Below are 25359 nucleotides of genomic sequence, written 5' to 3'. Positions count from 1 at the left end.
TTGACCGCGAAATCAAAGAGTTAGTCTAAACTAACTTGATTAAAATGCCCCCTTTTTTGGGGTAGAGCCATGTCGTCCAACGACATCCAGCGTTCAACTGGGGTAACTTTTAGGGTAACCCCATAACGCACAAAATGAGTTACCCCAAAATGGCCTTAAAAGACGTTCAAATTCGCAATGCCAAGCCTCGTGAGAAGCAATATAAACTTTTTGATGAGCGTGGCTTATTTCTAATTGTTACCCCAAAAGGGAAAAAATGGTGGCGGTTTCGCTATGCTTTCGATGGAAAAGAAAAGTTATTGTCGCTAGGTACTTATCCTGATGTAAGCCTTGAAAAAGCGAGAGAGCGCAGAGAAACTGCCCGTAAATTGCTGGCAGACAAGGTTGATCCAGGCCAGCAGCGCAAAGCTCAGAAAGCAACAAAACAAGAGCGATTAGCTAATAGTTTTGAAGTTGTCGCACGAGAATGGTACGCGAAATATTCACCCACTTGGGTTGACTCACATGGTGAGCGCATTATTCGTCGTTTTGAACGCGATATTTTTCCTTGGCTTGGTGAAAAACCTATCGCTGATATTACCCCGCCCGACTTGCTTGCAGTGATCCGCCGGATTGAAGAACGTGGCGCGTTAGAAACGGCACATCGCGCCTTAGCCAATTGTGGACAAGTATTTCGTTACGCAATTGCCACATCTCGTGCTCTGCGTGACACAGCAGCTGATTTGCGAGGAGCTTTACCACCTGTTAAAGGCGAACATTTTGCTGCCGTCACTGAACCTAAAAAAGTTGCTGAATTATTGCGTGCTCTTGATGGTTATCAAGGAACGCTAACAGTTATTTGTGCTTTACGTTTAGCTCCTTTGGTTTTTGTCAGGCCAGGAGAATTACGTAAAGCAGAATGGAAAGATATCGACCTCGAAACCGCTGAATGGCGTTATATCGTTACAAAAACAGATACACCTCATATTGTTCCGCTCGCTACGCAAGCCGTAGCAATTCTGCAAGAATTGTATGCTTTAACAGGTTTGGGACGTTATGTTTTTCCAGGAGCACGCAGCAGTGATCGCCCAATGAGTGATAACGCAATTCTAGCCGCTATGCGTCGTTTAGGCATTGGTAAAGACGAAATGAGCGGGCATGGCTTTAGAGCAATGGCAAGAACTATTCTTGATGAGGAATTAGGTGAACCAGCCCACCTTATAGAGCATCAATTGGCTCATGCTGTGAAAGATCCAAATGGTCGAGCTTATAACCGTACAAAGCATTTACCTGAAAGGCACAAGATGATGCAGCGCTGGGCGGATTATTTAGACAAGTTAAAAGGTGAATAACTATGCTAAAAGAAATTAAATTTCGTAATATTGGTAGAACCAAACAACATGAAGTTACTTTGTTCAAATTTTATGAGTTGCTAGCCAAAATTGATAATGACCTTAATGAGCAGAGTTTTGCCGAGCGAAGACTAACCTTTTATATGCAACATGCTCAAGATTATCTAGAAAGAAAAGGTTTCAAAGATACAACAGGGCATTTTTGTATTACTAATGGCAAGGTAGTGAAAAGCGATGAAGTTTGGTTGTCTTTATTTGCCGCTATTGAAGAGCGCGATCGCGTAACAGGTGGGCAAACAGGTGAATATCTTGCTGCTCTTATTGATCATAAATGTAGAATGTTACTCAATGCCTGGCCTCCAATTCATAATGAATGTAGTGCGGTTCTAGATACCGTTATGCTAATACAAGAATATTTCTTTCGTCTATTTCTTTTAGATGAGGTACATGCTCTTTACTCTGCTGGCAGGCATCGCACACACGAAGTTAATGAAGAAAAGAATAAACAGAACTTTATGGATGAGGCACAAAAAATATGCAGGGACTATAGAGCTAAAGGAGAAAATAAAAAAAACTGTTATAAAAAGGCATCTGGGGATCTGATCACAAAATACGGTAATAGCGCACCATCAGAACATACAATAAAAAGTTGGTTTATAGCCGGAAAAATTTCTTTCTGATACCAAAGGATAGACGTTCACGTATCCTTTTTGTTCTCCAATACACTTGGACCTCCTAATCACTACTTGTGTCCTGGAGGACCCTTAATGATAACTATCCCAGAAGTTGGATACGTCAAAATTGACAAAATCCTTGCGGTTTTTCCCGTCAGTCGCTCAGCATTTTGGGCTGGCGTCAAATCGGGTAAATACCCCCGCCCCTATAAATTGAGTGCTCGATGCACAGCGTGGAGGGCCGAAGATATACATGCCCTCCTTGCTAGCTATAAGCAGGAGGGGGATAAATGAACGATGTCAAAAATCCCCCATTCGTTGGTGCGAATGGGGCTTTCCCAAAGAATCAGCACACTAATTATACTAGAAAAAAATATAGGCGTGAATTCGATCGATCTCGCTTGCCTACACCTATTTCTTACTACAGCAACCAATTTAAAATTTTGAAAATTAAATCAGAGCAGGTCAGCGTCAAATGTTGTTTTCATGATGATAAGAGCCCGAGTTTAAATATTAATTTGGTTGATAGTTATTTTCGTTGCTTTGGATGCGGGGCAAAAGGCTGTGATGTCTTGGCTTTTCACAGATTACGCTATGGCCTTAATTTCGTTGATGCAGTAACAGAATTGGGGGCATGGAATGAATAACAATGAATTGAAGGCCGTATCATGGCTTATCGAACAATATGCAAAAAAAGAGTTAGCGGAAGGTTTTCAACCAACCGCTTTACATCAATATAACGACGAGGAAAACAATCTGATCTATTTTCGCATCCGGTTAAAACATCCAGATGGAAGAAAATGGATTCGCCCTTTTCATTTTAATACTGAAAAAGATGATTGGATTATTGGCGAACCAACATTTGAATCAGGTAAGCCGTTGTATCTTTTATCTAATATTGGTAGTGACTTAGCACGCGATGTATGGGTTGTAGAAGGTGAGCAAAAAGCAGATTTATTAACATCGCTTGGTTTTATAGCAGTCACATCAGGCAGCAGCACGAGCGCAACTGATGCTAATTGGGATGTATTACGTGGACGCAGCATTGTAATATGGCGCGATTTTGATGAGTCTGGTCTTCAATACTCACAAGAAGTGACCAATATTTTACAATCTATAGGGTGCTCTCTTCGATATATAGATGTTAATCAGTTGAGTTTGCCTGATGGTGGTGATGTTGTGGATTGGTTCAAAGCCAATCCACATGCTTCCAAACAGGATATTTTAAACTTACTAATGAAAGATAAAGAAGATTCTTCCTGGCCCATTCCAATACCTCTGACGGCTTTGATTTTAGAAAAGCCTTATCCACATGAAGCATTACCTGATACTGTTCGTGCCGCAGTGGAAGAGGTACAACGTTTTGTAAAAGCACCGATGGCATTAGTCGCTTCATCGGCTCTTTCTGCTATTTCACTTGCGATTCAAACATATATCGATGTAAAGCGTGATGAAAAACTTTGTGGTCCCACAGGATTATTTTTCATGACTATAGCCGATTCTGGAGAGAGGAAATCAACATGCGATGGATTTTTTATGCAATCAATTTATGACTATGAAAAGCGTCAAAGAGATGCTGCAAAATCATCGATAAAGTCTTATGAAGTAAGCATGGCAATATGGCAGTCTAAATTTGATGGTATAAAAGCTGAAATTAAAAAATTAGCAAAAAAGTCTGAAAGTACAGAAAACATGGAGAGCGCATTATTTGAACTTGAGCACATTAAACCTAAACATCCTAAAGTTCCTCGATTAGTATACAGTGATGCAACTCCAGAAGCTTTAAAACGTAATTTAGCAACTATTTGGCCGTCTGCAGGTGTTGTTTCTAGTGAAGGTGGTGTTGTTTTAGGAGCGCATGCGATGCAAAAAGATTCGGCTATGCGAAATTTTGCAACCTACAATCAGGCATGGGATGGCAAAAATATTCCAACAGATCGAATAGGTTCTGAATCATTTACTGCGCAAGCTGTACGATTGACTATGTCGATACAAGTACAAGAAGCTGCACTTATGGAATTTACAGCAAAATTAGGTAGCATTGCTCGTGGCATAGGTTATTTTGCTCGTGTTTTATTGGCAAAACCAGAATCAACTCAAGGAACCCGTTTTTTCACTACCTCACCTGAAAAATGGCCTGCCTTAGGTAACTTTCACCAACGTATTACTCAAATACTTGATAAAGCGGCTCCATTTGATAGTCATGCAGAATTAACACCAAGATTAATGTCATTTTCTCCTGAAGCAAAAGATGCCTGGGTTAGATTTCATGACATGATTGAAAATCAGCTTCATCAAACAGGAGACTTATATGATGTACGTGATGTGGCGAGTAAAATAGCTGATAATGCTGCTAGACTATCAGCATTGTTTCAAGGATTTGAAAAGGAAATTGATAGTGAAATTCAAATAGATTTATTTGAAAAGGCAAGCTGTCTTGTATTGTGGCATTTAAATGAGTCAAAGAGATTTTTCGGCGAGCTATCCTTGTCTCCTGAGCTCACCAATTTAGTCAAACTAGAAAAGTGGCTTATTGCCTATTGCCAGAAAAATAATGTTGATAAAATTCCTACTAAGATCGTTTTACAACATGGGCCTGCTAGTATGAGAACGGAGCAAGCATTATCTGAAACTATAAATATACTGCAGCAATATCATCGCGCAAAAATTGTGAAATCATCCAGAAAAAAATGGATTGAAATTAATCCTATGCTATTGGATAAAACTAATCAGCAATAGCACTACCTGCTAATGTTGCTACTATTGCTATTGGTATCAGAATGCAGGAAATATCAGTAGCAGAAATAGCAACAGTAGCAGAAATAGCAACAGTAGCAGAAATAGCAACAGTAGCAGAAATAGCAACAGTAGCAGTAGCAGTAGCACTGCAATTTTAGAGTGATTTGGTTCAATTTAACTAATGATTTCGATTAAATCAGCGAGGAATTAATATGGGTGGCTTTGGGAGCGGTCGCATCTGGCGAAGAAATATAAGAACCACATCAAAATATCCTCAACTGGATGTACGAACGCTATATCGAAAGGACCTATTCAAGTCAGATCAAGGTGTTACTCGAATTTGGTATAACGCTGATAAAGCAAAGATAGCTTCTGTGTATATTGTTACCAAAATAGATGAATTGTTGTTGCACCACTTTAACAGGCTTGGAGAAGAGCTTCGCTATAGCGTGGCACTAACATGGACGGATTGCCACTATGGGGGTGGTCGACCATGGTTTATCTGTCCCATCAAAAAATGCTCCCGACGAGTGGCGAAGTTGTATTTAGGCGATACACTCTTTGCTTGTCGACATTGTTATAGGTTGGTTTATTTTAGCCAACTGCAAACTCCTGAGGACAGAGCGATACAGAATGTTGATAAAATTCGTGCTCGATTAGGATGGGAACCTGGTTTACTCAATGGACACGAAGATAAGCCAAAAGGCATGCATTGGAGTACATTTGATAGGCTAATGGAGGCACATGATATGCAGGTAATAAAGTCCCTCCAAAAAGTGCTTACTTATTAAGGTCATAGCCGCTCGTTCTTGTTTTATTATCAAATCAAAACCCAATCAAGAAATTTTAATTTTGTAGTTCCATCTATTCCATATTCTAGAATTTAGAATAGTCAAGAACCTACAAAGTGCTTGAACTTTCCCATAATTTCCATTATTTTCCATTTAATTCATTTTAATGGAATACATTTTCATGAAAGACGATGAGATCCTGGTAATCAAAGAGTTGGCTGAATATTTAAAAATTAATGAGAAAACAGCCTATCGTTTTGCGGCAGAGGGTAAAATACCAGGCTTTAAAATTGGTGGTGCGTGGCGTTTTCGTCGTGATGAAATTGAGAAATTAACAAAAGGCCAATTTATGGCTGCCCCTAAGGGAGAAATTGTCGATGAGTAATGGTTTTGATCATTTAATTGGTTTTATTTGGAATATTGCAAATAAATTACGTGGCCCTTATCGACCACCTCAGTATCGTCATGTCATGTTGCCAATGACTGTCCTTCGTCGTATGGATTGTGTTCTTGAACCAACCAAAGATAAAGTTATTGAGCAATATGAAAAATTACAGGCACAAGGCCATACTGAAGAGGCAATTCATAAAATATTAGGGAGATTCGCATCAGCAGATAGAGCCCAACCTCTTTATAATATTAGTAGATACACATTTAAAAAATTGCTCGCAGATCCGGATAATATCGCTCGCAATTTAGTTACCTATATCAATGGGTTTTCGCCGAAGGCACAAGATATCTTTGAAAAATTTAAGTTTGAGCAAGAAATTGAAAAGCTTGATAACGCCAATCGCCTATTCATTATTGTTAAAGAGTTTGCAGATCTCAATTTACATCCCGACGCCGTTGATAACCTACAAATGGGGTATGTGTTTGAAGAATTGGTTCGTAAATTTAATGAGCAAGCTAATGAAGAAGCCGGAGACCATTTCACCCCCCGCGAAGTTATTCGCTTGATGGCGCATTTAATGTATACTTCAGATGAAGATGTTTACACCCCAGGAATTGCACGTACGATTTACGATCCTACTTGTGGAACAGGAGGGATGCTTTCTATTTCTGAAGAGTATATCCGTGAGCAAAATCCTCAAGCAAATCTCATTTTATTCGGTCAAGAATATAACCCAGAATCCTACGCAATTTGTTGTTCAGATCTTTTAATTAAAGATGAGCCTGTTGATAACATTATTCATGGTGACACGCTAGGTGATGGGAAAACAAGCGACGGTCATCCAGACAAACGTTTTCATTATATGTTAGCTAATCCCCCCTTTGGCGTGGAATGGAAAACCCAACAAGATGTTGTGGAAAAAGAATTTAAACAGTTGGGATTTGCAGGACGTTTTGGCCCTGGCATACCCAGAATTAATGACGGTGCTTTGCTCTTTTTATTGCATATGATGTCTAAAATGCATCCCTCTCCTGATGTTGATGGAGAAGGGTCTAAAATTGCCATTGTTTTTAATGGCTCCCCTTTATTTACTGGAGATACTGGTTCGGGTGAAAGCAATACTCGGCGTTGGATTATTGAAAATGACTATTTAGATGCCATCATCGCTTTGCCGGATCAATTGTTTTATAACACAGGTATTTACACCTATGTATGGTTAGTTAGTAATCGCAAACGACCTGAGCGGAAAGGAAAAATTCAACTTATCGATGCCACTAAGCATTTCCAAAAGATGCGTAAGAGTCTAGGTAATAAACGAAATGAATTATCTGATGAGCATATTAATGAAATTACTCGTCTCTATGCGCAATTTACTCATGATGACCGTTCACAAGTTATTATTGATGGTGTAAGTGAAGAGCGAGTTTGTTCTAAAATTTTTGATAATCGTGAGTTTGGTTATTTAAAAATAACGGTAGAACGTCCGTTGAAATTAAATTTTCAAATAAACCCGGAGCGCATGGAGCGTTTAAAAACAGAAACTGCATTTATTAATTTAGCAGAAAGTAAAAAACGTAAAGATAGTGCAGCAATTAGAGCGGAGATTGCTGAAGGTGAGCAGCTGCAACAATCGATTATTGCAATGCTTTCGATGATTTCATCTGAAGTTATATATAAAAATCGTGATGAATTTAATCAAGTGCTCCAAGCGGCAATTAAAAAATGTGAGTTAAAATTAACCGCACCATTAAAAAAGGCTATCTTTAATGCACTATCTGAGCGAGATGACACCGCAGATATTTGTGTCGATAGCAAAGGGCATCCTGAGGCTGATAGCGAGTTGCGTGATACCGAATTAGTTCCACTACCCCCAGATATTCCCCTCCCATTGCCCATTGATTATGATGCTAAAGCTGATAATCGACAATTGTTAGCGTTAGTGTACTCTCATTGTGAAACCTACTTGAAAAATGAAGTATTACCTCACGTCCCTGATGCATGGATTGATCACAGCAAAACAAAAGTAGGTTATGAAATTCCTTTAAATCGTCATTTTTATGTTTATAAGCCACCAAGAGCATTAGAAGAAATAGAAGCTGATATCAAAAAAATTGAGCAGGAGATTTTACTCATGTTAAAAGGAGTTGTGGCATGAATAACGATTTAACAACTTCACCCCACAGCCGACAAAATATTCTTAACAATCGTTATGCTTTAGATCAAGCTGAAGTGCATTTGGCACTAGGGGGAATTAAATACCAAGGTAAAACCGTGTTCACCAAACGCCAGGTATTGGATTTATTTGAGATTAGTGACGGGACGTTGGAGCGCTATCTTTCTGCTAATGCAGAAGAACTGAAAAACAATGGCTATTTGTTACTTCGAGGGAAAAACCTTAAGGATTTCAAAGAAGTAGCCTCTGGTACCCTCACAAATGAGGGTACCAAAACAACAGTATTGGGTATCTTTACCTTTCGCGCAGTACTTAATTTAAGCATGCTGCTTACGGAAAGCGAGAAAGCTCAAATTATACGCTCACGCATTTTAGATATAGTCATTGATGTTATGGCTGAGCGTGCCGGAGGCCATACACAATTTATTAATCAACGAGACCAAGATTATTTACCAGCAGCTTACCAAGAGTTTAGTTACCGTGAAGAATTTACTTACGCATTACGTGACTATTTAGCAATGGGTAATCATAAGTACGCTGTATATACAAATAAGGTATATCAAGCCATTTTTCATGAAAATGCGGCCGAATACAAAAAAATTCTTAAACTGGCTGAAAAAGATAATCTACGAGAAACTTTTTATGCAGAAGTATTAAGAGCAATTGCTAGTTTCGAAAATGGCTTGGCAGCAGAAATGAAAGAGTATTTTGAAAAACATCAGCGCAAACTTGTACCACACGAACTTGATAATTTGATTGAACGAGCAGTAAAGAATCCTTATTTAAAACCAATGATTGATGATGCCCGTACAAAAATGGCCAGCCGGGATTTATGTTTTCGCGATGCGCTGCACGACAAATTAGAAACTTATATACAATCAGTCCCAGAAGCTGATTTTGATCGCTTCTTAGGTGAAACCAGTAAATCTCTCGAGCAAAGATTGAGTGATCCGGAAACATTAGCTGTCTTTAAACGTTTGAAGGACCGCTAATTATGAATAACGAAGCTGAGTTACCTTTTTTCTACTTTGATACGCAACATGCTATTGATGTGCATGATTGGTTAGTTGAGCACACAGGCGGACTGCATGGGGTTAAACATATTGGTCATTTAGAAAGCCCTCTCATGCATATTCAAAATGACCATTACTACCCAACAATTGAACATAAGTTGACGCATTTGGTCTTTGCTATTAATAAACATCACGCTTTTAATGATGTAAACAAACGCTCTAGCATTGCTTTAGGGGCTTATTTTTTAGAGCTGAATGGCTATGATTATGCCGTGACACGATTTGTGAAGGAAATGGAAAATATTGCTGTATGGGTTGCTGATAATGTTATTAATAAAGAGCTATTGTTCGAGATTATTAGTTCATTAATTTATGAAGATGATTACTCTGAGTCACTGAAACTGTCTATTGTTAGTGCGGTTATGGGTGTAAGTAATGATATTGGAGAGCAATGACCATGGCTTATTATCAACATGAAAATGAAAAACACACCAATGTTGCTTGGTTTGATGAAACTCCAGTTACATGGTGTATTAAACGATTACGATTTGTTTTAACAACAAATTTGAATAAATCCAATAAATTGTTACGTCCTGATGATATTGTTTCATTTATACCGATGGAAGCTGTAGGTGAGAATGGTGGGCTTCGACTTGATATAGAAAAACAAGTTAGTGAAATTGGAGATGGATATACTTATTTCGAAGAGCATGATGTAGTTGTAGCTAAAATCACCCCTTGTTTTGAAAATGCCAAAGGTGCGCTAGCAAAAGGGCTTAAAAATGGCGTTGGATATGGTACGACAGAATTATATGTATTGAGACCGTTTACAAATATTACATCCGAATATTTATTTTATTTAACGATAAGTTATCCTTTTAGAAAGCTTGGGGAAGCTGAAATGTATGGTGCTGGGGGGCAGAAAAGAGTACCCGAAAATTTTATTAAGAATTTTGCAACGGCTATTCCTTCTTTATTAGAACAGAAAACCATAACAGACTTTTTAGATAAAAAAACAACAGAAATTGATGTGTTAATAGCTAAAAAATATGCGCTTATAAAACTGTTAGAAGAAAAACGAATAGCATTTATTACTCAAGCTGTTACCAAGGGGCTAAATAAAAACACACTTATGAAAGATTCATATATTCCTTATATTGGAAAAATCCCAGTTCATTGGGGGGTAAAGCGCTTTAAATTTCTAGTTAGCGAGCCATTTAAATATGGGGCAAATGAATCAGCAGAAGATGATGATCGAAGTCAACCAAGATATATACGAATTACAGATATAAAGGATAATGGTTTATTAAAAGAGGATACTTTTAAGTCATTATCTGAAGAAAAAGCTATACCCTACCTATTAAAAGACGGAGATATTTTACTGGCCAGAAGTGGGGCAACAGTTGGAAAAAGTTTTATTTATAGAGCTCACTTAGGGCGTGCTTGTTATGCAGGTTATTTGATACGAGCAAGAATACACTCCATGATTAATCCCGAGTTTATTTTTAGATTTCTTAATTCAAACTCTTATTGGGATTGGCTAAATAATATTTTCATTCAGGCAACTATTCAAAATGTAAGTGCAGAAAAATATGCAAATTTGTGTATACCAACCCCTCCTCTTGAAGAGCAAGAAAAAATACTTAATGTGCTGGATAATAAATTAAAAAAGATTGAGGAGACTATTTTTAAAATTACCGAGGCAATTGGTTACTTAAATGAATATCGCTCTACTTTGATTACTCATGCTGTAACTGGGAAAATTAATGTTAATAGCCTCTTACAAGAAGATACCTCTGAAGCAAAAAAAGAATGGGCTTTATCATGACTGAAACACCGATAACTATTTTACATATATCTATCACTGATTGGTTAATGATTATCTCCGTTTTATTTTCTCCTTGGATAGCATTATTTATTCAAGGCTGGTTAATGAAACAGAAAGAAGCGAGAAGTTCTAAGCTAACGATTTTTAAAACATTAATGGCGACTAGGCACTCTCCATTGTCATTAGAACATATCCAAGCACTAAATATGATTGATATAGAGTTTTATGGAAATAAAAAATACAAAGATGTAAGGCGTGCATGGCGTAATTACTTAGATATTCGAAGTAATTCGCAGAAAACTGAAATACAACAGGAATTATTTAATAACGAATGCGAAAAAACACTCACAACATTGCTAGTCAATATGGGGGAAGTTTTGGGCTATGAGTTTGACGAAGCACATATGAGGCAAAGTATTTATAAACCACAAGGACATGTTACAGAAGAACAATATCAAATGCTAATGAGAGCCAATTTAGTCAAATTATTTGCCGGAGAATTGGCATTGCCAATGCAAGTTACTTCGTTACCATTTGAAGAGGTGGAAATTAATGAGCAAAAAAAACTGAGAGAATTGGCGATCAAATATCTAGAGAAACAGCTTTTATCAGAAGAATCGATTGGAAATAAAAGAGAAGCGATATGACTAAACACAGAGAAATCCGTTTTGAAGAGGCCATAGAGCAAAATCTTACTAACCAAGGTGGTTATGTATCAGTAAATCCTAAAGACTTTGACGCTGATCGAGCTTTATTTTCTAGAAATGTTATTGAGTTTATTACTAGAACACAATTATCCAAATGGCAAGCCATACAAAATTTTCATGGTGAAAAAGCGGAAACTGTTGTACTCGATTCATTGGGAAAAGAGCTGACCTCAAAAGGGATGTTGAATGTATTAAGACATGGTTTTAAGTGCTTTGGTAAAAACTTCCGAATGGCTTATTTCACGCCAAATAGTAAAATGAATCCAGAGGCTTGGGCAGACTACGCACAAAATAATCTTACTATTTCACGCCAAGTACATTTTAATCCAAAAGATCTTAGTCAATCGATCGATGTATTATTATCGCTTAACGGACTTCCTATTATTACATTAGAGCTTAAAAATCCACTAACAGGTCAAACGGTCACGCATGCTAAACAGCAATACCGCATGGAAAGAGATTCCACTGCTCCCCTATTTCGATTTAAAGAACGGGCATTAGTGCATTTTGCTGTTGATCCAGATTTAGTATTTATGACGACCCGGTTAGCGGGAAAGAATACATTCTTTTTGCCATTTAACAAAGGTAATGGTTGTGGTGCAGGTAATCCACTCAATCCTGATAATTATCGCACTGCTTATCTTTGGGAAGAAGTACTTTGTAAAGATAGTCTTATGGATATTCTTGCGAGATATGTCCATTTGCAAGTTGAAGAACATCAAGTGGTCACATTACAAGGAATCAAGAAGCACCGTAAAGAAACCATGATTTTTCCTCGTTACCATCAGCTGGATGCTGTTCGGAGTCTAGTTAGCGATGCAAAGTGCAAAGGCAGTGGGCATAATTATTTGATCCAGCACTCAGCTGGTTCAGGGAAGTCTAATTCTATAGCATGGCTGGCGCATCGCTTGGCGAGTTTGCATGATGAAGAAGATAAAAAAGTATTTGATACCGTTGTGGTTATTACAGATAGACGCGTTCTTGATCAGCAGTTACAAAATACAATTTATCAATTTGAGCATAAGCAAGGTGTGGTGCAAAAAATTGATGAGGATACTCAGCAATTAGTAAAAGCACTTTCCGGGGGTGCTCCAATTATCATTTCTACCATTCAAAAGTTTCCCTTTATTGCTCAAGCTCTTGATACCTTAGAAAAGCAAGGTTCTGCAATTAAGATTGATACCGCAAATCGTCGATTTGCAGTTATTGTGGATGAGGCACATAGCTCGCAAAGTGGTGAATCAGCCATGGAATTACGTAAAATTTTAAATAAGGAAGGAATTGCTGCGACTATTGCTGAACAAATGCTTGGTGATGATGACGAAAGCCTATCAGAAGAAGCAAAAGAGGTATTATTTCAAGAGATGTTAAAGCGTCCTAAACAAGCGAATATTAGCTTTTTTGCATTCACAGCTACGCCGAAATTTAAAACTTTAGCAGTGTTTAATGAGCCCGGGGAAAACGGCAGAGCGCCCTTTCACTTGTACAGTATGCGACAGGCAATTGAAGAAGGTTTTATCATGGATGTATTAGCCAATTATACAACCTATAAAACCTATTATGGCTTAATTAAATCTATTGAAAATGATCCAGAAGTACCTAAGAAAAAAGCAGCAAAACAATTGGCTCGCTTTATGAGTTTGCATCCTCATAACATTGCTCAGAAAATAGAAGTCATAGTTGAGCATTTTCGCCATTCAACGCGCCATAAAATCGGAGGGCGCGCAAAAGCTATGGTTGTTACAGAATCTCGCTTGCATGCGGTAAGGTATAAGCTAGAGTTTGATAAGTATTTAAAACAGAAAAAATATCATGATATAAAATCCCTAGTCGCCTTTTCAGGTAAACTGGTTGATCCTGATAATCCGGGCCATGAATATTCTGAAGTAGGTATGAATAATGGAATAAAGGAAACTGAACTACCCGCCAAATTTGCAACAGAAGAATACCAAGTGCTTTTGGTGGCAGACAAATATCAAACGGGTTTTGATCAGCCTTTATTACATACAATGTATGTAGATAAACGCCTTTCAGGGATACAGGCGGTTCAAACGCTATCCCGTTTAAATCGTACTACATCCGGAAAGACAGATACCTTTGTACTTGATTTTGTTAACGAGCCTGAAGAAATTTACTATTCATTTAAGGACTACTACGAAACAACGGCTATAGGCCCTATGGCTGATGCTCACCAGCTTTATGATTTACAACATCGACTTGAGGAGTGGCAAGTTTTTTCGACGGAAGAAATTAACGCCCTTTGTGAAATCTGGTTCAGAAAAAGAAAAGAACCTACAGCGATGGATCATAAGCTTATGAACGCAACCTTAGATTTTGCAGTTGAGCGATTTATAAGTTTAGAAATGGCTGATCAAGAATTGTTTAGAGGACAATTGAAAGGCTTTAAAAATTTATATGTTTTTCTATCTCAGATTATACCTTTCCAAGATTCAGACTTAGAGAAACTTTACACGTATTTACGTTTTTTATCGGCCAAACTACCTAATCGAAGTGAGGAGCCTGGATTTAAATTGGATGATGAAGTTGAACTGCAATATTACCGATTACAAAAAATAAGTGAAGGCTCGATTGATCTTAGTAAGGGTGAAAGCGATGTACTCAAAGGGCCAACAGAAGTCGGTACGAAAAACTCAACTGACGAAAGGGTTCAGTTATCGTTGTTAGTGGATAAATTAAATGATCGCTTTGGTACAGATTTTACAAAAGCAGATGAGTTATTTTTTGATCAGGTTGCTGAGGCTGCCTCATTAAATGAAAAAATACAAGAAGCAGCGAAGGCAAATAATTTAGAAAATTTTACTTTGGTTTTTGAAAAAATGTTAGAAGGGCTTTTTATTGAGCGAATGGAAGGAAACGAAGACATTTTTGTAAAATTAATGAATGATCCTCAGTTTCATCAAGTAGCAGCAGGATATCTTGTAAAAGAAGTTTACGAGCGCATTCGTAATCGGGAAAATACAGTTTAATATATTAATGGTTTGATGGATTTTTGATAAATGAAAAATATTGCCGATTTAACTTTTGCGGATCGTGATGAATTTGAACGCAAACCAATTGCTCAAAAACTGATAAATCTACTAATAAGTGATATTGATATCAGTCCATTGGTCATAGATGGCCAATGGGGAACAGGTAAAACCGAGTTTTGCCAAAAAACGAAAAATCTAATTAAAGAGAATTATAAAGGCAAACTGGATTGCGCTTATATTGATGCTTTTCAGGACGATCACACCGATGATCCTTTAATTCCTCTCGTAGCTGCTATTTATGAGCTAATTGATGATGAAAGCAAAAAAATATTCTTTTTAAATAAAGCAAAAGCTATTTTGCGTTATGGTTTCAAAGCTTCGGTAAAAGCAGGTTTTGCGTGGGTTCTAAGGGCTGAAGCAAATACACTAGAACAGAATTATCAAGAAGAATTAGAAAAAGTGGTAGATGACGGTAGTAATGCGGTTATTGAAGGGTTAATCAAGGACCATCAGGAAGCTAAAAAAGATATTGATGGTTTAAAAAATATCTTACAAGAAATAACAAAAGATAAAAAATTAATTATTTTTATCGATGAGCTTGATAGATGCAAACCCAGTTTTGCAATCGCAATTTTAGAAACAATAAAGCACATCTTTGATGTTGAAAATGTTAAGTTTATTTTAGTAACAAATTATCAACAAATGAAAGCTTCAGTCAAACACTGTTATGGATCTGCTATAGACGCGCATCGATACCTTGATAAATTTATAAAGTTTAAATTTTATCTACCAGTAGAAAAATTATTCAATGCAAAGAAAAAGCATGTATCTTTCCACTATGCTGAGCAGCTAATCAATGCAAGTCCTGTATTAAGCCAACGCGGCATTTTTGCAGATTATGTATTTAAGTTATTAGAGAACTTGATTACTTGCAATCAAGTATCATTAAGAGAAGTGAGTAAAATTGTTTTATATCTTGAGGTATTTCATACCCTAAGAGAAAAACAGTATGATCAAATATGGTATGCCGTATCTATCTTTGTTGTTTTTCTTGTCTGTTCCAACCCCGATCTTTGCGAAAGAATAAGGAAAAAAGAAGCCAAAGCCATTGAAATTTGCGAATATCTGGGCATAACTGCTCACGTAAAAGTAAAAGAAACCGAAAGACGCTATGGAAGTATCTCGAGAGACTTAGCTGTTCTTTTTATTATCACAATGAATGATCAATCTGTACCAGGATATCAAGGTGACGAAGACGATTATAAAGAATGGTTAGAAAAATTAAATCTAAGTATCGATGTTGATCGTTCGGAATTAAAAAAACATATTGATGACTTAATTATTGGTATTTTAGATGAGTTTCGGTTTGTTAAGAAATAACTGGGTTGTAAATATTTTCTTCTCACTATTCGCAATTCGCGAATTGCGAATAGTATGGAGAAATTGGAAACAAAATCAGGGTAACAACCATCATTCAGGGGTAACTTTCGGGGTAACATTATTCAAACAAAAAACATAACCTATATCACGTATAGATCATCGCCATCTATTCAGTAGCCGCCGCCACAATGGGTTGAACACTTCCAATATATTGATCTATATATATTACGAGGATTTGCATTAAACCGCCGTTGATTTTCATGGTAACTTAGAAAAAGATTAAAGTTTTTTAATAGCACTACAGGAATAACAAGCTAACAATATGTCCATAAACAATCCACCGTGTACGTCGAGCTATATTATTGCCATGCAACCAAGCCTTATCAGCGACGGCAAAGATTATCAGGTTTTTGCAAGAGATATAAAGATGCTATTTTATGTGTTGCAAGTTCCCAAGGAAGAGCAAAAACCTCATGGGGCAATTACAGACCAGACAAAACTCAACTCGGGACGGTACGTATTTTTTTATGCTGGCATTAAAGGATCGAAAACCAGGTGAAATCCTGGTTGCGAGCAACCAGGCTACGCGCTAAAAAATATGGTAAGGATTTAGTATTAGTGTGCTAAAAGATATCAGGAAATTTACAAATTAGCCACGGAGTGCGCGGCGAAGCTAGTGAGACTGGAGATTTTGTTGTAAGGGCCTTATTTTGAGAATCTAAACTGTTTTAATGATGCATCCACAATACTTTCAGCACTTGTTTGCTCTATAAATTTTTGTCGCAAGAATGTTGCATCACTTCCTTGATGGGTAATTTTATTTATATGATCCAATGCATCTATACAGTTTAATTGTTCAGCATGTGAGTGTATTAAACGTATAGTAGTAAGTATATCTTCCCGTAGCAATATTGGCTCATATGTTTTAGGGTGAATAATGGTTCCTTCCAAACCAAATCGACACGCTTGAAATCGATTATAGTTGTATACAAGATAATCATCCTCCGCCGGGAGAGGTTCTAGTCTTTCAAGTAGATACGCGCATAATGATTGCAAATAGGAAGCTAAAGCTGCGGCTGTATTGACTGTTAAGGGAGTATCACAAACACGTAATTCAATTGTCCCGAACTCAGGTTTTGGGCGAATATCCCAATAAAAGTCCTTCATGCTATGAACTATACCAGTTAGCTCCATTTTGGCGAAATATTGATTAAATTGTTCCCAATCTAATACAAAGGGGGCTCGACCACTTAAAGGAAATGCAAAAACCGAATTAAGTCGTGCGGAATTGAATAAAGTATCCTTTCCTTGTACAAAAGGAGATGAAGCAGATAGGGCAATGAAATGTGGGATATAGCGATTCAAGCTATGAAGTAGAAAAAGAGCCTCTTTTCCGGAAGTACAACCAATATGAATATGTAGACCAAATATAGTGAATTGCTTGGAGAGGTATCCATAAAGTTTAGATACCTCTAAAAACCGTAATTTGTTATATATTTTTCGCTCTGACCATAATTGAAATGGATGTGTTCCACCACCACATATCCCAATATTCAACTTATCTCCAGCCAATATTAATGCATCGCGAATAGCCAATAATTGATTTAAAAGTTCCTCATAATCACTATGAATATGAGTTGAAACTTCTATCATGCTTTCAGTAATTTCAGGTGTAAAAGCGCCTGGGAATGGCTGACGGTTTAGTAATTCCAGTAAGTCAGGACTGGAATCGGTTAAATCATAGTCACTAAGACTAACTAATTGCAATTCAAGCTCAACACCCATGGTTAAGAGCTTGGAATTATTAAATACCTCCAAAGGCATATTATTATCTCTCCTTTGTTGCTGGAATCTCTTTTGCGAAATAAAATGAATATTGAACCATAATAGGGCCTATGATTTCTAAGCTAATTGCAACCATTGCAAGTGGAGCTAGTGTCTCAACTAAATTAAGCCCTATATACCGAGATTGTTCTAATATTAAGATGACAAATACAGAAATGGGGGCCATGGCAACTCCTGTAAGCAGCCCCTTTTTCAGAGAGATTCCACTGAAATAAGCAAATAGGCTAATGCCACCAATTTTTGCCAACTGGCGAACAAGAATAATAGATAATCCAAGAACCCATCCATTTTTTACTAGATGCCAATCGATTTTGGCTGCAATAAATACAAATAATAAAACCGTTAATAAATCACCTAATGTACCAAAACCACGTTGAGAAGAGTTAAATACAATCCGACCATGTCGCGATACAATACCAAAGGTTAAAGTTGCTAGTACTGGGGAAAGTTTAAAATAATGGGTTATGGCTACTAATAAAATTAGTGCAATTGAAAAAGCAAGTGTATTGTCACTATAAGTATTTTTAAAAGTTTTAAGAAGAGTAGGTAGAACTACTCCAAATATCATGCCTAAGCCAGTTGAGAGTAATAGAACGATTAAGCTACTAGAAATCGCTTGCCATAAATCTCCAGAGTTTCTAAAAATGACCAAACCAATAATAACTTTAAAAAGAAATACCGCAAAAATACAATTTAATACTGACAAATGCAGAATACGTTCTGTTACTTGTCCAGAACTATGCTGCTCATGAATCATGCGGATGATAGTTGCCGGAGAGGTAGCTGTAGATAATGCTGCTAACAAAAGACTTGTAGATTGATTTAGCCCATAGTATTTTGCTACAAGATAAATAAACACAAAAGTGAGTGTTGCCTCCGCAAAACTGGTTGCAAGAATCCATAAGTTATTGAAAAACCATCGTAGATTTATGCGATATCCAGATTCAAATAAAATAAATCCAAAACCAATATTTGCTAAAAATAAAATGGATGAAGTTTCAATTTTTGGTAACAATCCAATTTGCGTTGGCGCAAGAATAAAACCAATCATCGCATAAACACTGATATGGGGTAGTTTCGCCCATCGAAATCCAATTTCTCCAAAAATCCAAGCGATAACCAAGCTAATAGGCCATGCCAGATCCGTTATAATTGTCCAAAGATGGGGCATACTTAATCCCTATGTTAAAGCCATCAGAATAATAAGAGGTTATCTGGAAATTCCTCTTTTCTTAATAATAGTAGAAATGGTATGTAAATCATATCCTGTGGACCACATGATAATCAGCAAGTGTAGCAAGTGTAGCAAGTGTAGCCTGGTTGCTTGCAACCAGGATTTATCGAGGCGGCAAAGATTATCAGGCTTTTGCAATAGGTATTAAAGAGGCTATTTTATGTGTTGCAAGCTCCCAAGGAAGAGCAAAAATCTCATAGCCAATTACAGATGAGACAAAACTCGGGGCGGTGCGTATTTTTTTACACTGGCATTAAGGATCGAAAATCAGGTGAAATCCTGGTTGCGAGCAACCAGGCTACGCATGCTTAAAGACTATCAGCCCAGCAAGTGTAGGCTGGTTGCTTGCAACCAGGATTTATCGAGGCGGCAAAGATTATCAGGCTTTTGCAATAGGTATTAAAGAGGCTATTTTATGTGTTGCAAGTTCCCAAGGAAGAGCAAAAATCTCATAGCCAATTACAGATGAGACAACACTCGGGGCGGTGCGTATTTTTTTACACTGGCATTAAAGGATCGAAAATCAGGTTAAACCCTGGTTGCGAGCAACCAGGCTACGCATGCTAATCTGTATTGTTGGTCATATTCTTCTTGTAATTGTGGGCTATCATGTCTGTGCCATGATATAATTTTTATAAGCTTGCCGAAAAAAGTTAATGGGAAATAATAAAGATCTTTCCTTGCATTTTAAAGAAAAATTTGTTTTTATAATCAATAAGTTATAAATTAATACGACCTAATATTTTGTACTGCGTTATCAATAATGTAGATATCCAGGTTTTCAATGGCTCTAATATTAGGCCAATTATCATTGCTTGCTTATAGCGGTACCAGGAGTAAGCAAAATTTAATCTAATCCGATTGATTTTGGTGGGCAGAAATATGCATTTCCTAAGTTCGTGACATTTGTTTGTTCAGTGCTACCACTCATAAAACCACCATGACTATTAAAAGAACCACTCATGGATCCAGTAACTCCGGCACGATTGGTGACTAACTGAATGTAGTTTGCGCCTAGTTTTGCTGCTTTATTTTTAAGATCATTCATGGCACCTTCTTCTAGGTTACGGTTAGAAGTAAAGCTTCCAGTAAAGAAATTACCTTGATTTCCAACAACTTGTCCTAAGTATTTACATCCTTTGGGCACAGGACTAGGTGAAGCAATAATACGAGCGGTTTGCGGATCAGCTGAAATAGAAGCACAGCTGCTGATCAAAATGGATAGGGCAGTAAGCGACAAAATTTTTTTCATTTTACAACCTTTGTTTTTGTTATGATCAAATTGTGCGCATTCATCTTAGTTTATCTATGAGATAAATTCAATAAGTGTAAGTATGGCGGCAGGTTTTTTCTTGATGAAATGAATAATGGAGGGGGGAATTACATTTTTGATATTTATACAATGTTCTGTTTTTTTGATCTCTTCGGACATAATTGGACCCTGTTGATCGCGTAGTATAGATAATCGAATATAAAAAAATACATTTATTGTTATAAATAGTAACATGTTGTTTGTTTAGTGACAAAAGAGAGGGATGATTCCTTACATACTCACTGAATCATCGTGATGTTGATCACATATTTGAGCGTCTTCACTATAAGTGTATTGTGGAATCGAAATGATTAATTAGTTGGTTTATATAGATTGTAATTTGTCATTTGATATAAAAACTTCAGGGGGCGGTATATAGATGGATGTTAGTTTTCAATACAAAACGGTTAAAAATGTATTTATTATCGAATTAAGAATTGGCTAATAAAAGGGAGAAGCAGGATATTGAATAAACCTGACAAAATCATAACCAAGCTAGCAATCGCACCTTCAGTATTCCCTATTTTGTGGGCCTGTGCTGTTCCTGCTGCATGGGCTCCAGCTCCAAAAAGAGCCCCTCTTGCTAAGGATGAATGACATGATAAGTATTTTAGTAGAATATCACCAATAATCGCGCCCAATATACCGGTAATAATGACGAATAATGCAGTTAGTTCAGAAGGGGCGCCAATGCTGCGTGAAGCTTCTAGAGCAAATGGGGTGCTGATAGAGTGCGGTAGTAAACTTAATCGTATGGGCTCATCAAGGCCTATAAGGCTTGCTAATAACCAACTTGATAACAGTGAAGTTACGCTTCCAGCAATTACACCAATTAGCAGTATTGGCCAATGCTGACGAATGAGTACATGTTGCTCATAAATAGGGATTGCAAAGGCAACTGTAGCAGGTCCAATGAGTTGCATTAACCATCGTGTTCCGCTTAAATAATCTTGATAATTCACCTGAAGTAAAAAAACAAGACTTGCGAGGATTAGCGGTGCGAAAGTAAGTGGCATGAGCCACCAAAATGGCCATTTATTATAGAGCTTTTTGGAAATATAATAGATACTGATTGTTAGAGTCGACCAGAAAAGTACTTGTATTGCTGGTTCAGAGAGAATATGACTTGGCATGGTTAGTTCTCCAATGATAGCAATAATCAACAACTAAAGCAGTAATCAACATCACTGCGATGGTGCTGAGCATAATGACCAAGAAAATTTTCAGTCCTAACAATCCAATAAACTCTTGATACTCTAATACTGCAAGGACAGCGGGAATAAAAAAAAGCAGCATATCCGCAAGGAGTAATTGAGCTCCACGTCTTATACTGTCTAGCTTTAGATGTTTTGTCACTAAGAGCAGTAAAACAATACCCAAACCCAATATCCCCCCCGACACGGGGAGCTTAAAAAGTTTTACAACCAGTTCACTAGCAAACCAAAAAATAAAAACCAAGAGTATTTGAAATAAGGAGTTTTGCCGAATTGTTGTTGTCATATGCAAGATCACTTTGATTTTTTATCTTTCAATAAAGTTTACACTTTTGGAGATTATGAATAAAATGAATTTATTGACTAATAATCATTCTAATTTGGAATAGTTATGGAATTTAAATTGCTTCGTATCTTTATAGAGGTTGTGCGCCAAGGTAATTTTTCCAAAGCAGCAGAAATTCTTTTTGCCACTCAATCCACGGTAAGTAAAGCAATCAAACAGCTTGAGGATGAACTAGGAGTTTCACTTATTGAGCGTTTTAAACGGCATAATATACCTACTGCAGCAGGTGAAATTGTTTATCGCCGAGGAATTAAACTTCTTGCGGATCGAGATGATCTTCTTAAAGAACTTGATGAAATTCGTGGTTTGAGGCAAGGTAAACTTCGGCTGGGTATTTCTCCTGTAGGTAGTTCTACCCTATTTGCCCCCCTTTTTGCCCGCTACAGCCAGCGTTATCCAGGTATCGAAGTAGAACTTATAGAGCATGGAAGTGATAAGCTTGCGGAATGTTTGCGCGCAGGCAGTATAGACTTTGCAGGCACCTTATTACCTATTTCTGAAGAGTTTGATTGCCAGCCAGTTCGAAGTGAACCCATTGTTGCGCTCTTGGCTTGTAACCATCCTTTTGCCAGTCGAGATTCTATTTCATTAAAAGAGCTTAAGGATACTCCTTTCATTTTATTTGGTAGTGGTTTTGCGTTACATCGATTAATTCTGGATGCTTGTAGCCGTGCTGGTTTCCAACCAAAAGTAGTTGCACAAAGCAGTCAAATTGATTTTATGTTGGAACTTGTTTCCTCAGGGCTTGGTGTTGCTTTTCTACCGCGAATGATTAGTGCTGAGCGACCAAATCCACAGATTCATTCTCTGTTACTTGACGACGATATGCTTCAATGGAATATGGCTATGACATGGCGCCGTAATGCCTATCTTTCAAGTGCGGCAAAAGCCTGGTTGGAGTTGATCCGTGAAGTGGTACATGTAAGTAATTAAAATATTAATACAACCTGATCGAACTCCGTGAAACTGGGTTTACAATACAACTATATGTGTTATATATACTAATTATGTATTGTTCTCAAGCACCCAATTAGGATGGTCTGTCTATGCAATCAAAAAAAGAAAAAAAGAAGCGTGCTGTATCCAATCCCCTCGTAGAAGATTTTGCTCAGGAATTCGAGCACCTCATGCGGACAGATTTAACACAACAAAATCTCAATAAATCGGCCTCAGAAGTCTATGATCGAGTCAAGCAGGAGATAACTGATGCCGAAGAAGAACTAAAGAAAATAAAACCAAAAAAAGGCAAAGCAAAAAGGAAAGCAACATTAAATGAAACGATCATTAAAAAGAAAAAATGGTTAAGCGATGTAGACGATGAAGAAAATAAAAATTTCTTGCCTCTCTGGTCTGCTATGTTTCATGGTTATTTGATTGATTTAGTGGTTAATCAAAAAGAACATATTAGAAAACAGGGTTTAGTTGTTAAAGCAGCTAATGAAGAATTTGTAAAACTATTATCAACAGTCCTCTCCCAAGACATTAAAATAGAAGGAAAAACAGATACTGCTTCTGAGTTAAAGGAATACAAAAATGTTTTTAGTCGGTTTTCTGAGTCAATTAAAACAATCGTTATCGAAGATAAAAATCAAATTACCTTAAAAAGAATTAGAAAGCTTGTTTATGGTAATGATTTAACAATTGAGCATGACTGCAATGGTCATGCAATCTATACCCAACTATATAAAGAAGGAAAGCAATTAGTCATTATCCATTGCAATCGTGGTAATGGTCAAAGAGCAACTTATAATTTAGTTTATCGCATTAATATCGCTGGCTTAGATTTAAATAAGTTGAGAACAGCTATTGAAACCATTACTGGATTGGGAGTAGTAAACGGGAATGAAGAGGGCTATAAGAAATTTTATGATCAATATGATAAAACGCTTAAAGAGCTCGGTTTCAGTTTTAGCTGGGGCAAACATGTAAAATCCCAAAAAATAGGTAATTGTGTTTTGGCAAATTTAAAAGGGCTGTTGAAAGAGCGATTACCTGAAGATGTTTATAAATGGTGCACAACGCAAATGAGGGACCTAAGTGCTCTCCAACATTTGATAAATCCTATGCTGGAATCAGGCAAAAATTTAACAAATAAACCGTTCAATATAGATACTGATAATGAGTTTTTTCACCTTAGACAATTAATCAATTATATTTTTGATAAATCAGTAGAGGGAATAGTCAACGGTTATTTTAGTAATACTAGAAAATCCGAAGCTCTAAAAAAAGCATTCAAGGCGCTCGGAAATTATGAGCATGTTATTAACGAAAATAAAGCCTTGAGTAGGGTGGCAAGAGTTCACATTAAAAATTATATTCATTCAAAAATAGATAAATACAAAAAAATATTAATCAATACCGAAATGCAAAAACCAGAAATATTTTATCAAATACTGTGGAGTGAGGCAGAGAAAATTGTTTCCCTATCCTCCGATGATCCAAGTAATAAAGAATTTTTCAAACATTTAATAAGAAAAGCTGCAAGTAATCCTCATTTTTTTAGCGGTATTTATGATTATTTTAACGGAGAAAAAAAAGAAAACAGTAACGCCCTACTTAAATTAGTATTTACCCAATCTGTAGAAGTAATAACTGATGATGCTGTTCTAAATGATCCCGAAAACATTGCTGTCTACCAAGACTCGCTGAGAAAAATACTTTTAAAAGAATGTGACCGCATTCCTTGTGATCAAGAACGCATTGCTTTATTAACAGATATTCATTGGATCAATATAGATCCAACTTTATATATCGCTGCCTCTGTTGCTATGAAAGATCGTGAAAACGATAAGAATAAGTATGCAACACTTAAATTATTGTTAGATTCTACTTTAAAAAACAGTGAGTTTTTAGATTTATTTGTTCGCAAAAAGAAGCCTCCGCTTTCCACTTTTTTCAAACAGAAGCTACAACCTCAAGGAGGTTTCGAGCTTTCTGCTTTTTTTAAAGCGGCAGCAGAATTTATTATTGATAATACAGCATTCCCTTTGACTCAAGAAAAATTGCAGCTACATATAGGTAAAATTTTTCATGATACAAGTGAACGTACAACTGACAAAGATAAAGTAAAAAGATTTTTAGAGCTTTTCTGTTATAAACAATTAATTGATTCCAAAAAAATCAATGCAAAAAATATAACTGGTTGGAAAAATCTGCATGTACTTGCTCATCAATGCAAACAAATCGCCTATTGTCTTCCTGATGCACTTACAGTAGCAGACGGTGTACTTGATAGTTATCACGAATTAAAACCTTTAACTACTAAGCCAGCACCTAAAAAGAGGGAACAGCCCCTGCTCGAATTCAGATTTTGTTGATAAGCTTGGAATCATAGTATTGAGTGATGCTTCTGACTTTGGTGCTCTTTAAACGAATCTCTTTTCATGCTGAC

At 36.9% G+C, this 25359-nt stretch carries 20 protein-coding genes; 15 read left to right on the top strand and 5 right to left on the bottom strand.

Going from position 1 to position 25359, the window contains the following annotated elements:
• Positions 1 to 149: 149 nt before the first annotated feature.
• From DYH34_RS16395 to DYH34_RS16330, 13 genes are all read left to right on the top strand, one after another.
• Complete coding sequence (locus DYH34_RS16395) at positions 150 to 1331, top strand: tyrosine-type recombinase/integrase (protein WP_058463645.1); 1182 nt, start codon at positions 150 to 152, stop codon at positions 1329 to 1331.
• 2 nt (positions 1332 to 1333) lie between these two features.
• Positions 1334 to 2011: a hypothetical protein gene (locus DYH34_RS16390; RefSeq protein WP_058463646.1), complete on the top strand. Its 678-nt coding sequence runs from the start codon at positions 1334 to 1336 to the stop codon at positions 2009 to 2011.
• Positions 2012 to 2295: 284 nt separating this feature from the next.
• A complete protein-coding gene (locus tag DYH34_RS16380) occupies positions 2296 to 2652 on the top strand; it encodes a CHC2 zinc finger domain-containing protein (RefSeq protein ID WP_058463648.1) in 357 nt (118 codons plus the stop codon).
• On the top strand, positions 2645 to 4744 hold the full coding sequence (locus DYH34_RS16375; protein WP_058463649.1) for a YfjI family protein: 2100 nt from the start codon (positions 2645 to 2647) through the stop codon (positions 4742 to 4744). The genes DYH34_RS16380 and DYH34_RS16375 overlap by 8 nt, the downstream gene beginning before the upstream one ends.
• Positions 4745 to 4956: 212 nt before the next feature.
• A complete protein-coding gene (locus DYH34_RS16370; protein WP_058463650.1) occupies positions 4957 to 5535 on the top strand; it encodes a hypothetical protein in 579 nt (192 codons plus the stop codon).
• A gap of 181 nt (positions 5536 to 5716) precedes the next feature.
• Complete coding sequence (locus tag DYH34_RS16365) at positions 5717 to 5920, top strand: helix-turn-helix domain-containing protein (protein WP_058463651.1); 204 nt, start codon at positions 5717 to 5719, stop codon at positions 5918 to 5920.
• A complete protein-coding gene (locus DYH34_RS16360) occupies positions 5913 to 8081 on the top strand; it encodes a type I restriction-modification system subunit M (RefSeq protein ID WP_058463652.1) in 2169 nt (722 codons plus the stop codon). The genes DYH34_RS16365 and DYH34_RS16360 overlap by 8 nt, the downstream gene beginning before the upstream one ends.
• Complete coding sequence (locus DYH34_RS16355) at positions 8078 to 9091, top strand: hypothetical protein (protein WP_058463653.1); 1014 nt, start codon at positions 8078 to 8080, stop codon at positions 9089 to 9091. The genes DYH34_RS16360 and DYH34_RS16355 overlap by 4 nt, the downstream gene beginning before the upstream one ends.
• A gap of 2 nt (positions 9092 to 9093) precedes the next feature.
• Positions 9094 to 9567 carry a type II toxin-antitoxin system death-on-curing family toxin gene (locus tag DYH34_RS16350; protein WP_058463654.1) on the top strand — a complete coding sequence of 158 codons (474 nt, stop codon included), beginning with the start codon at positions 9094 to 9096 and terminating at the stop codon, positions 9565 to 9567.
• 2 nt (positions 9568 to 9569) lie between these two features.
• The gene (locus tag DYH34_RS16345; RefSeq protein WP_065240088.1) at positions 9570 to 10940 is read left to right on the top strand and encodes a restriction endonuclease subunit S; all 1371 of its coding nucleotides are present in this window, start codon (positions 9570 to 9572) and stop codon (positions 10938 to 10940) included.
• Positions 10925 to 11587, top strand: a complete 663-nt coding sequence (locus DYH34_RS16340; RefSeq protein WP_147287496.1) for a DUF6680 family protein — start codon at positions 10925 to 10927, stop codon at positions 11585 to 11587. Before DYH34_RS16345 ends, DYH34_RS16340 begins: the two co-directional genes overlap by 16 nt.
• On the top strand, positions 11584 to 14634 hold the full coding sequence (locus tag DYH34_RS16335) for a type I restriction endonuclease subunit R (RefSeq protein WP_058463657.1): 3051 nt from the start codon (positions 11584 to 11586) through the stop codon (positions 14632 to 14634). Before DYH34_RS16340 ends, DYH34_RS16335 begins: the two co-directional genes overlap by 4 nt.
• Before the next feature lie 30 nt (positions 14635 to 14664).
• On the top strand, positions 14665 to 16017 hold the full coding sequence (locus tag DYH34_RS16330) for a KAP family P-loop NTPase fold protein (RefSeq protein WP_058463658.1): 1353 nt from the start codon (positions 14665 to 14667) through the stop codon (positions 16015 to 16017).
• 705 nt (positions 16018 to 16722) lie between these two features.
• On the opposite strand, the gene DYH34_RS16320 is transcribed toward DYH34_RS16330, so the two are convergent.
• The 5 genes from DYH34_RS16320 to DYH34_RS16295 form a co-directional block, all read right to left on the bottom strand.
• Positions 16723 to 17841: a YbdK family carboxylate-amine ligase gene (locus DYH34_RS16320; protein WP_058463660.1), complete on the bottom strand. Its 1119-nt coding sequence runs from the start codon at positions 17839 to 17841 to the stop codon at positions 16723 to 16725.
• 4 nt (positions 17842 to 17845) lie between these two features.
• Positions 17846 to 19033 (bottom strand): cation:proton antiporter, encoded by a 1188-nt coding sequence (locus DYH34_RS16315; RefSeq protein WP_058463661.1) that lies wholly within the window; start codon positions 19031 to 19033, stop codon positions 17846 to 17848.
• Positions 19034 to 19943: 910 nt separating this feature from the next.
• Entirely contained in the window at positions 19944 to 20348 is a 405-nt protein-coding gene (locus tag DYH34_RS16310; protein WP_058463662.1) for a DUF4156 domain-containing protein, read from the bottom strand.
• Positions 20349 to 20830: 482 nt separating this feature from the next.
• The gene (locus DYH34_RS16300; RefSeq protein ID WP_058463664.1) at positions 20831 to 21541 is read right to left on the bottom strand and encodes an LrgB family protein; all 711 of its coding nucleotides are present in this window, start codon (positions 21539 to 21541) and stop codon (positions 20831 to 20833) included.
• Positions 21519 to 21908 carry a CidA/LrgA family protein gene (locus DYH34_RS16295; RefSeq protein WP_058463665.1) on the bottom strand — a complete coding sequence of 130 codons (390 nt, stop codon included), beginning with the start codon at positions 21906 to 21908 and terminating at the stop codon, positions 21519 to 21521. Before DYH34_RS16295 ends, DYH34_RS16300 begins: the two co-directional genes overlap by 23 nt.
• Before the next feature lie 105 nt (positions 21909 to 22013).
• Here DYH34_RS16295 and DYH34_RS16290 point away from each other — a divergent pair, with 105 nt between their 5' ends.
• Together DYH34_RS16290 and DYH34_RS16285 are read left to right on the top strand one after the other, a co-directional pair.
• Positions 22014 to 22901, top strand: a complete 888-nt coding sequence (locus DYH34_RS16290) for a LysR family transcriptional regulator (RefSeq protein ID WP_058463666.1) — start codon at positions 22014 to 22016, stop codon at positions 22899 to 22901.
• Positions 22902 to 23350: 449 nt separating this feature from the next.
• Positions 23351 to 25285 carry a hypothetical protein gene (locus DYH34_RS16285; protein ID WP_238589418.1) on the top strand — a complete coding sequence of 645 codons (1935 nt, stop codon included), beginning with the start codon at positions 23351 to 23353 and terminating at the stop codon, positions 25283 to 25285.
• Positions 25286 to 25359 lie beyond the last annotated feature (74 nt).

It is taken from the genome of Legionella cincinnatiensis, assembly GCF_900452415.1.
Taxonomy (GTDB): domain Bacteria; phylum Pseudomonadota; class Gammaproteobacteria; order Legionellales; family Legionellaceae; genus Legionella; species Legionella cincinnatiensis.
Note: the sequence above shows the minus strand (reverse complement) of the source record. Positions and strands in the feature narration are given on the sequence as shown.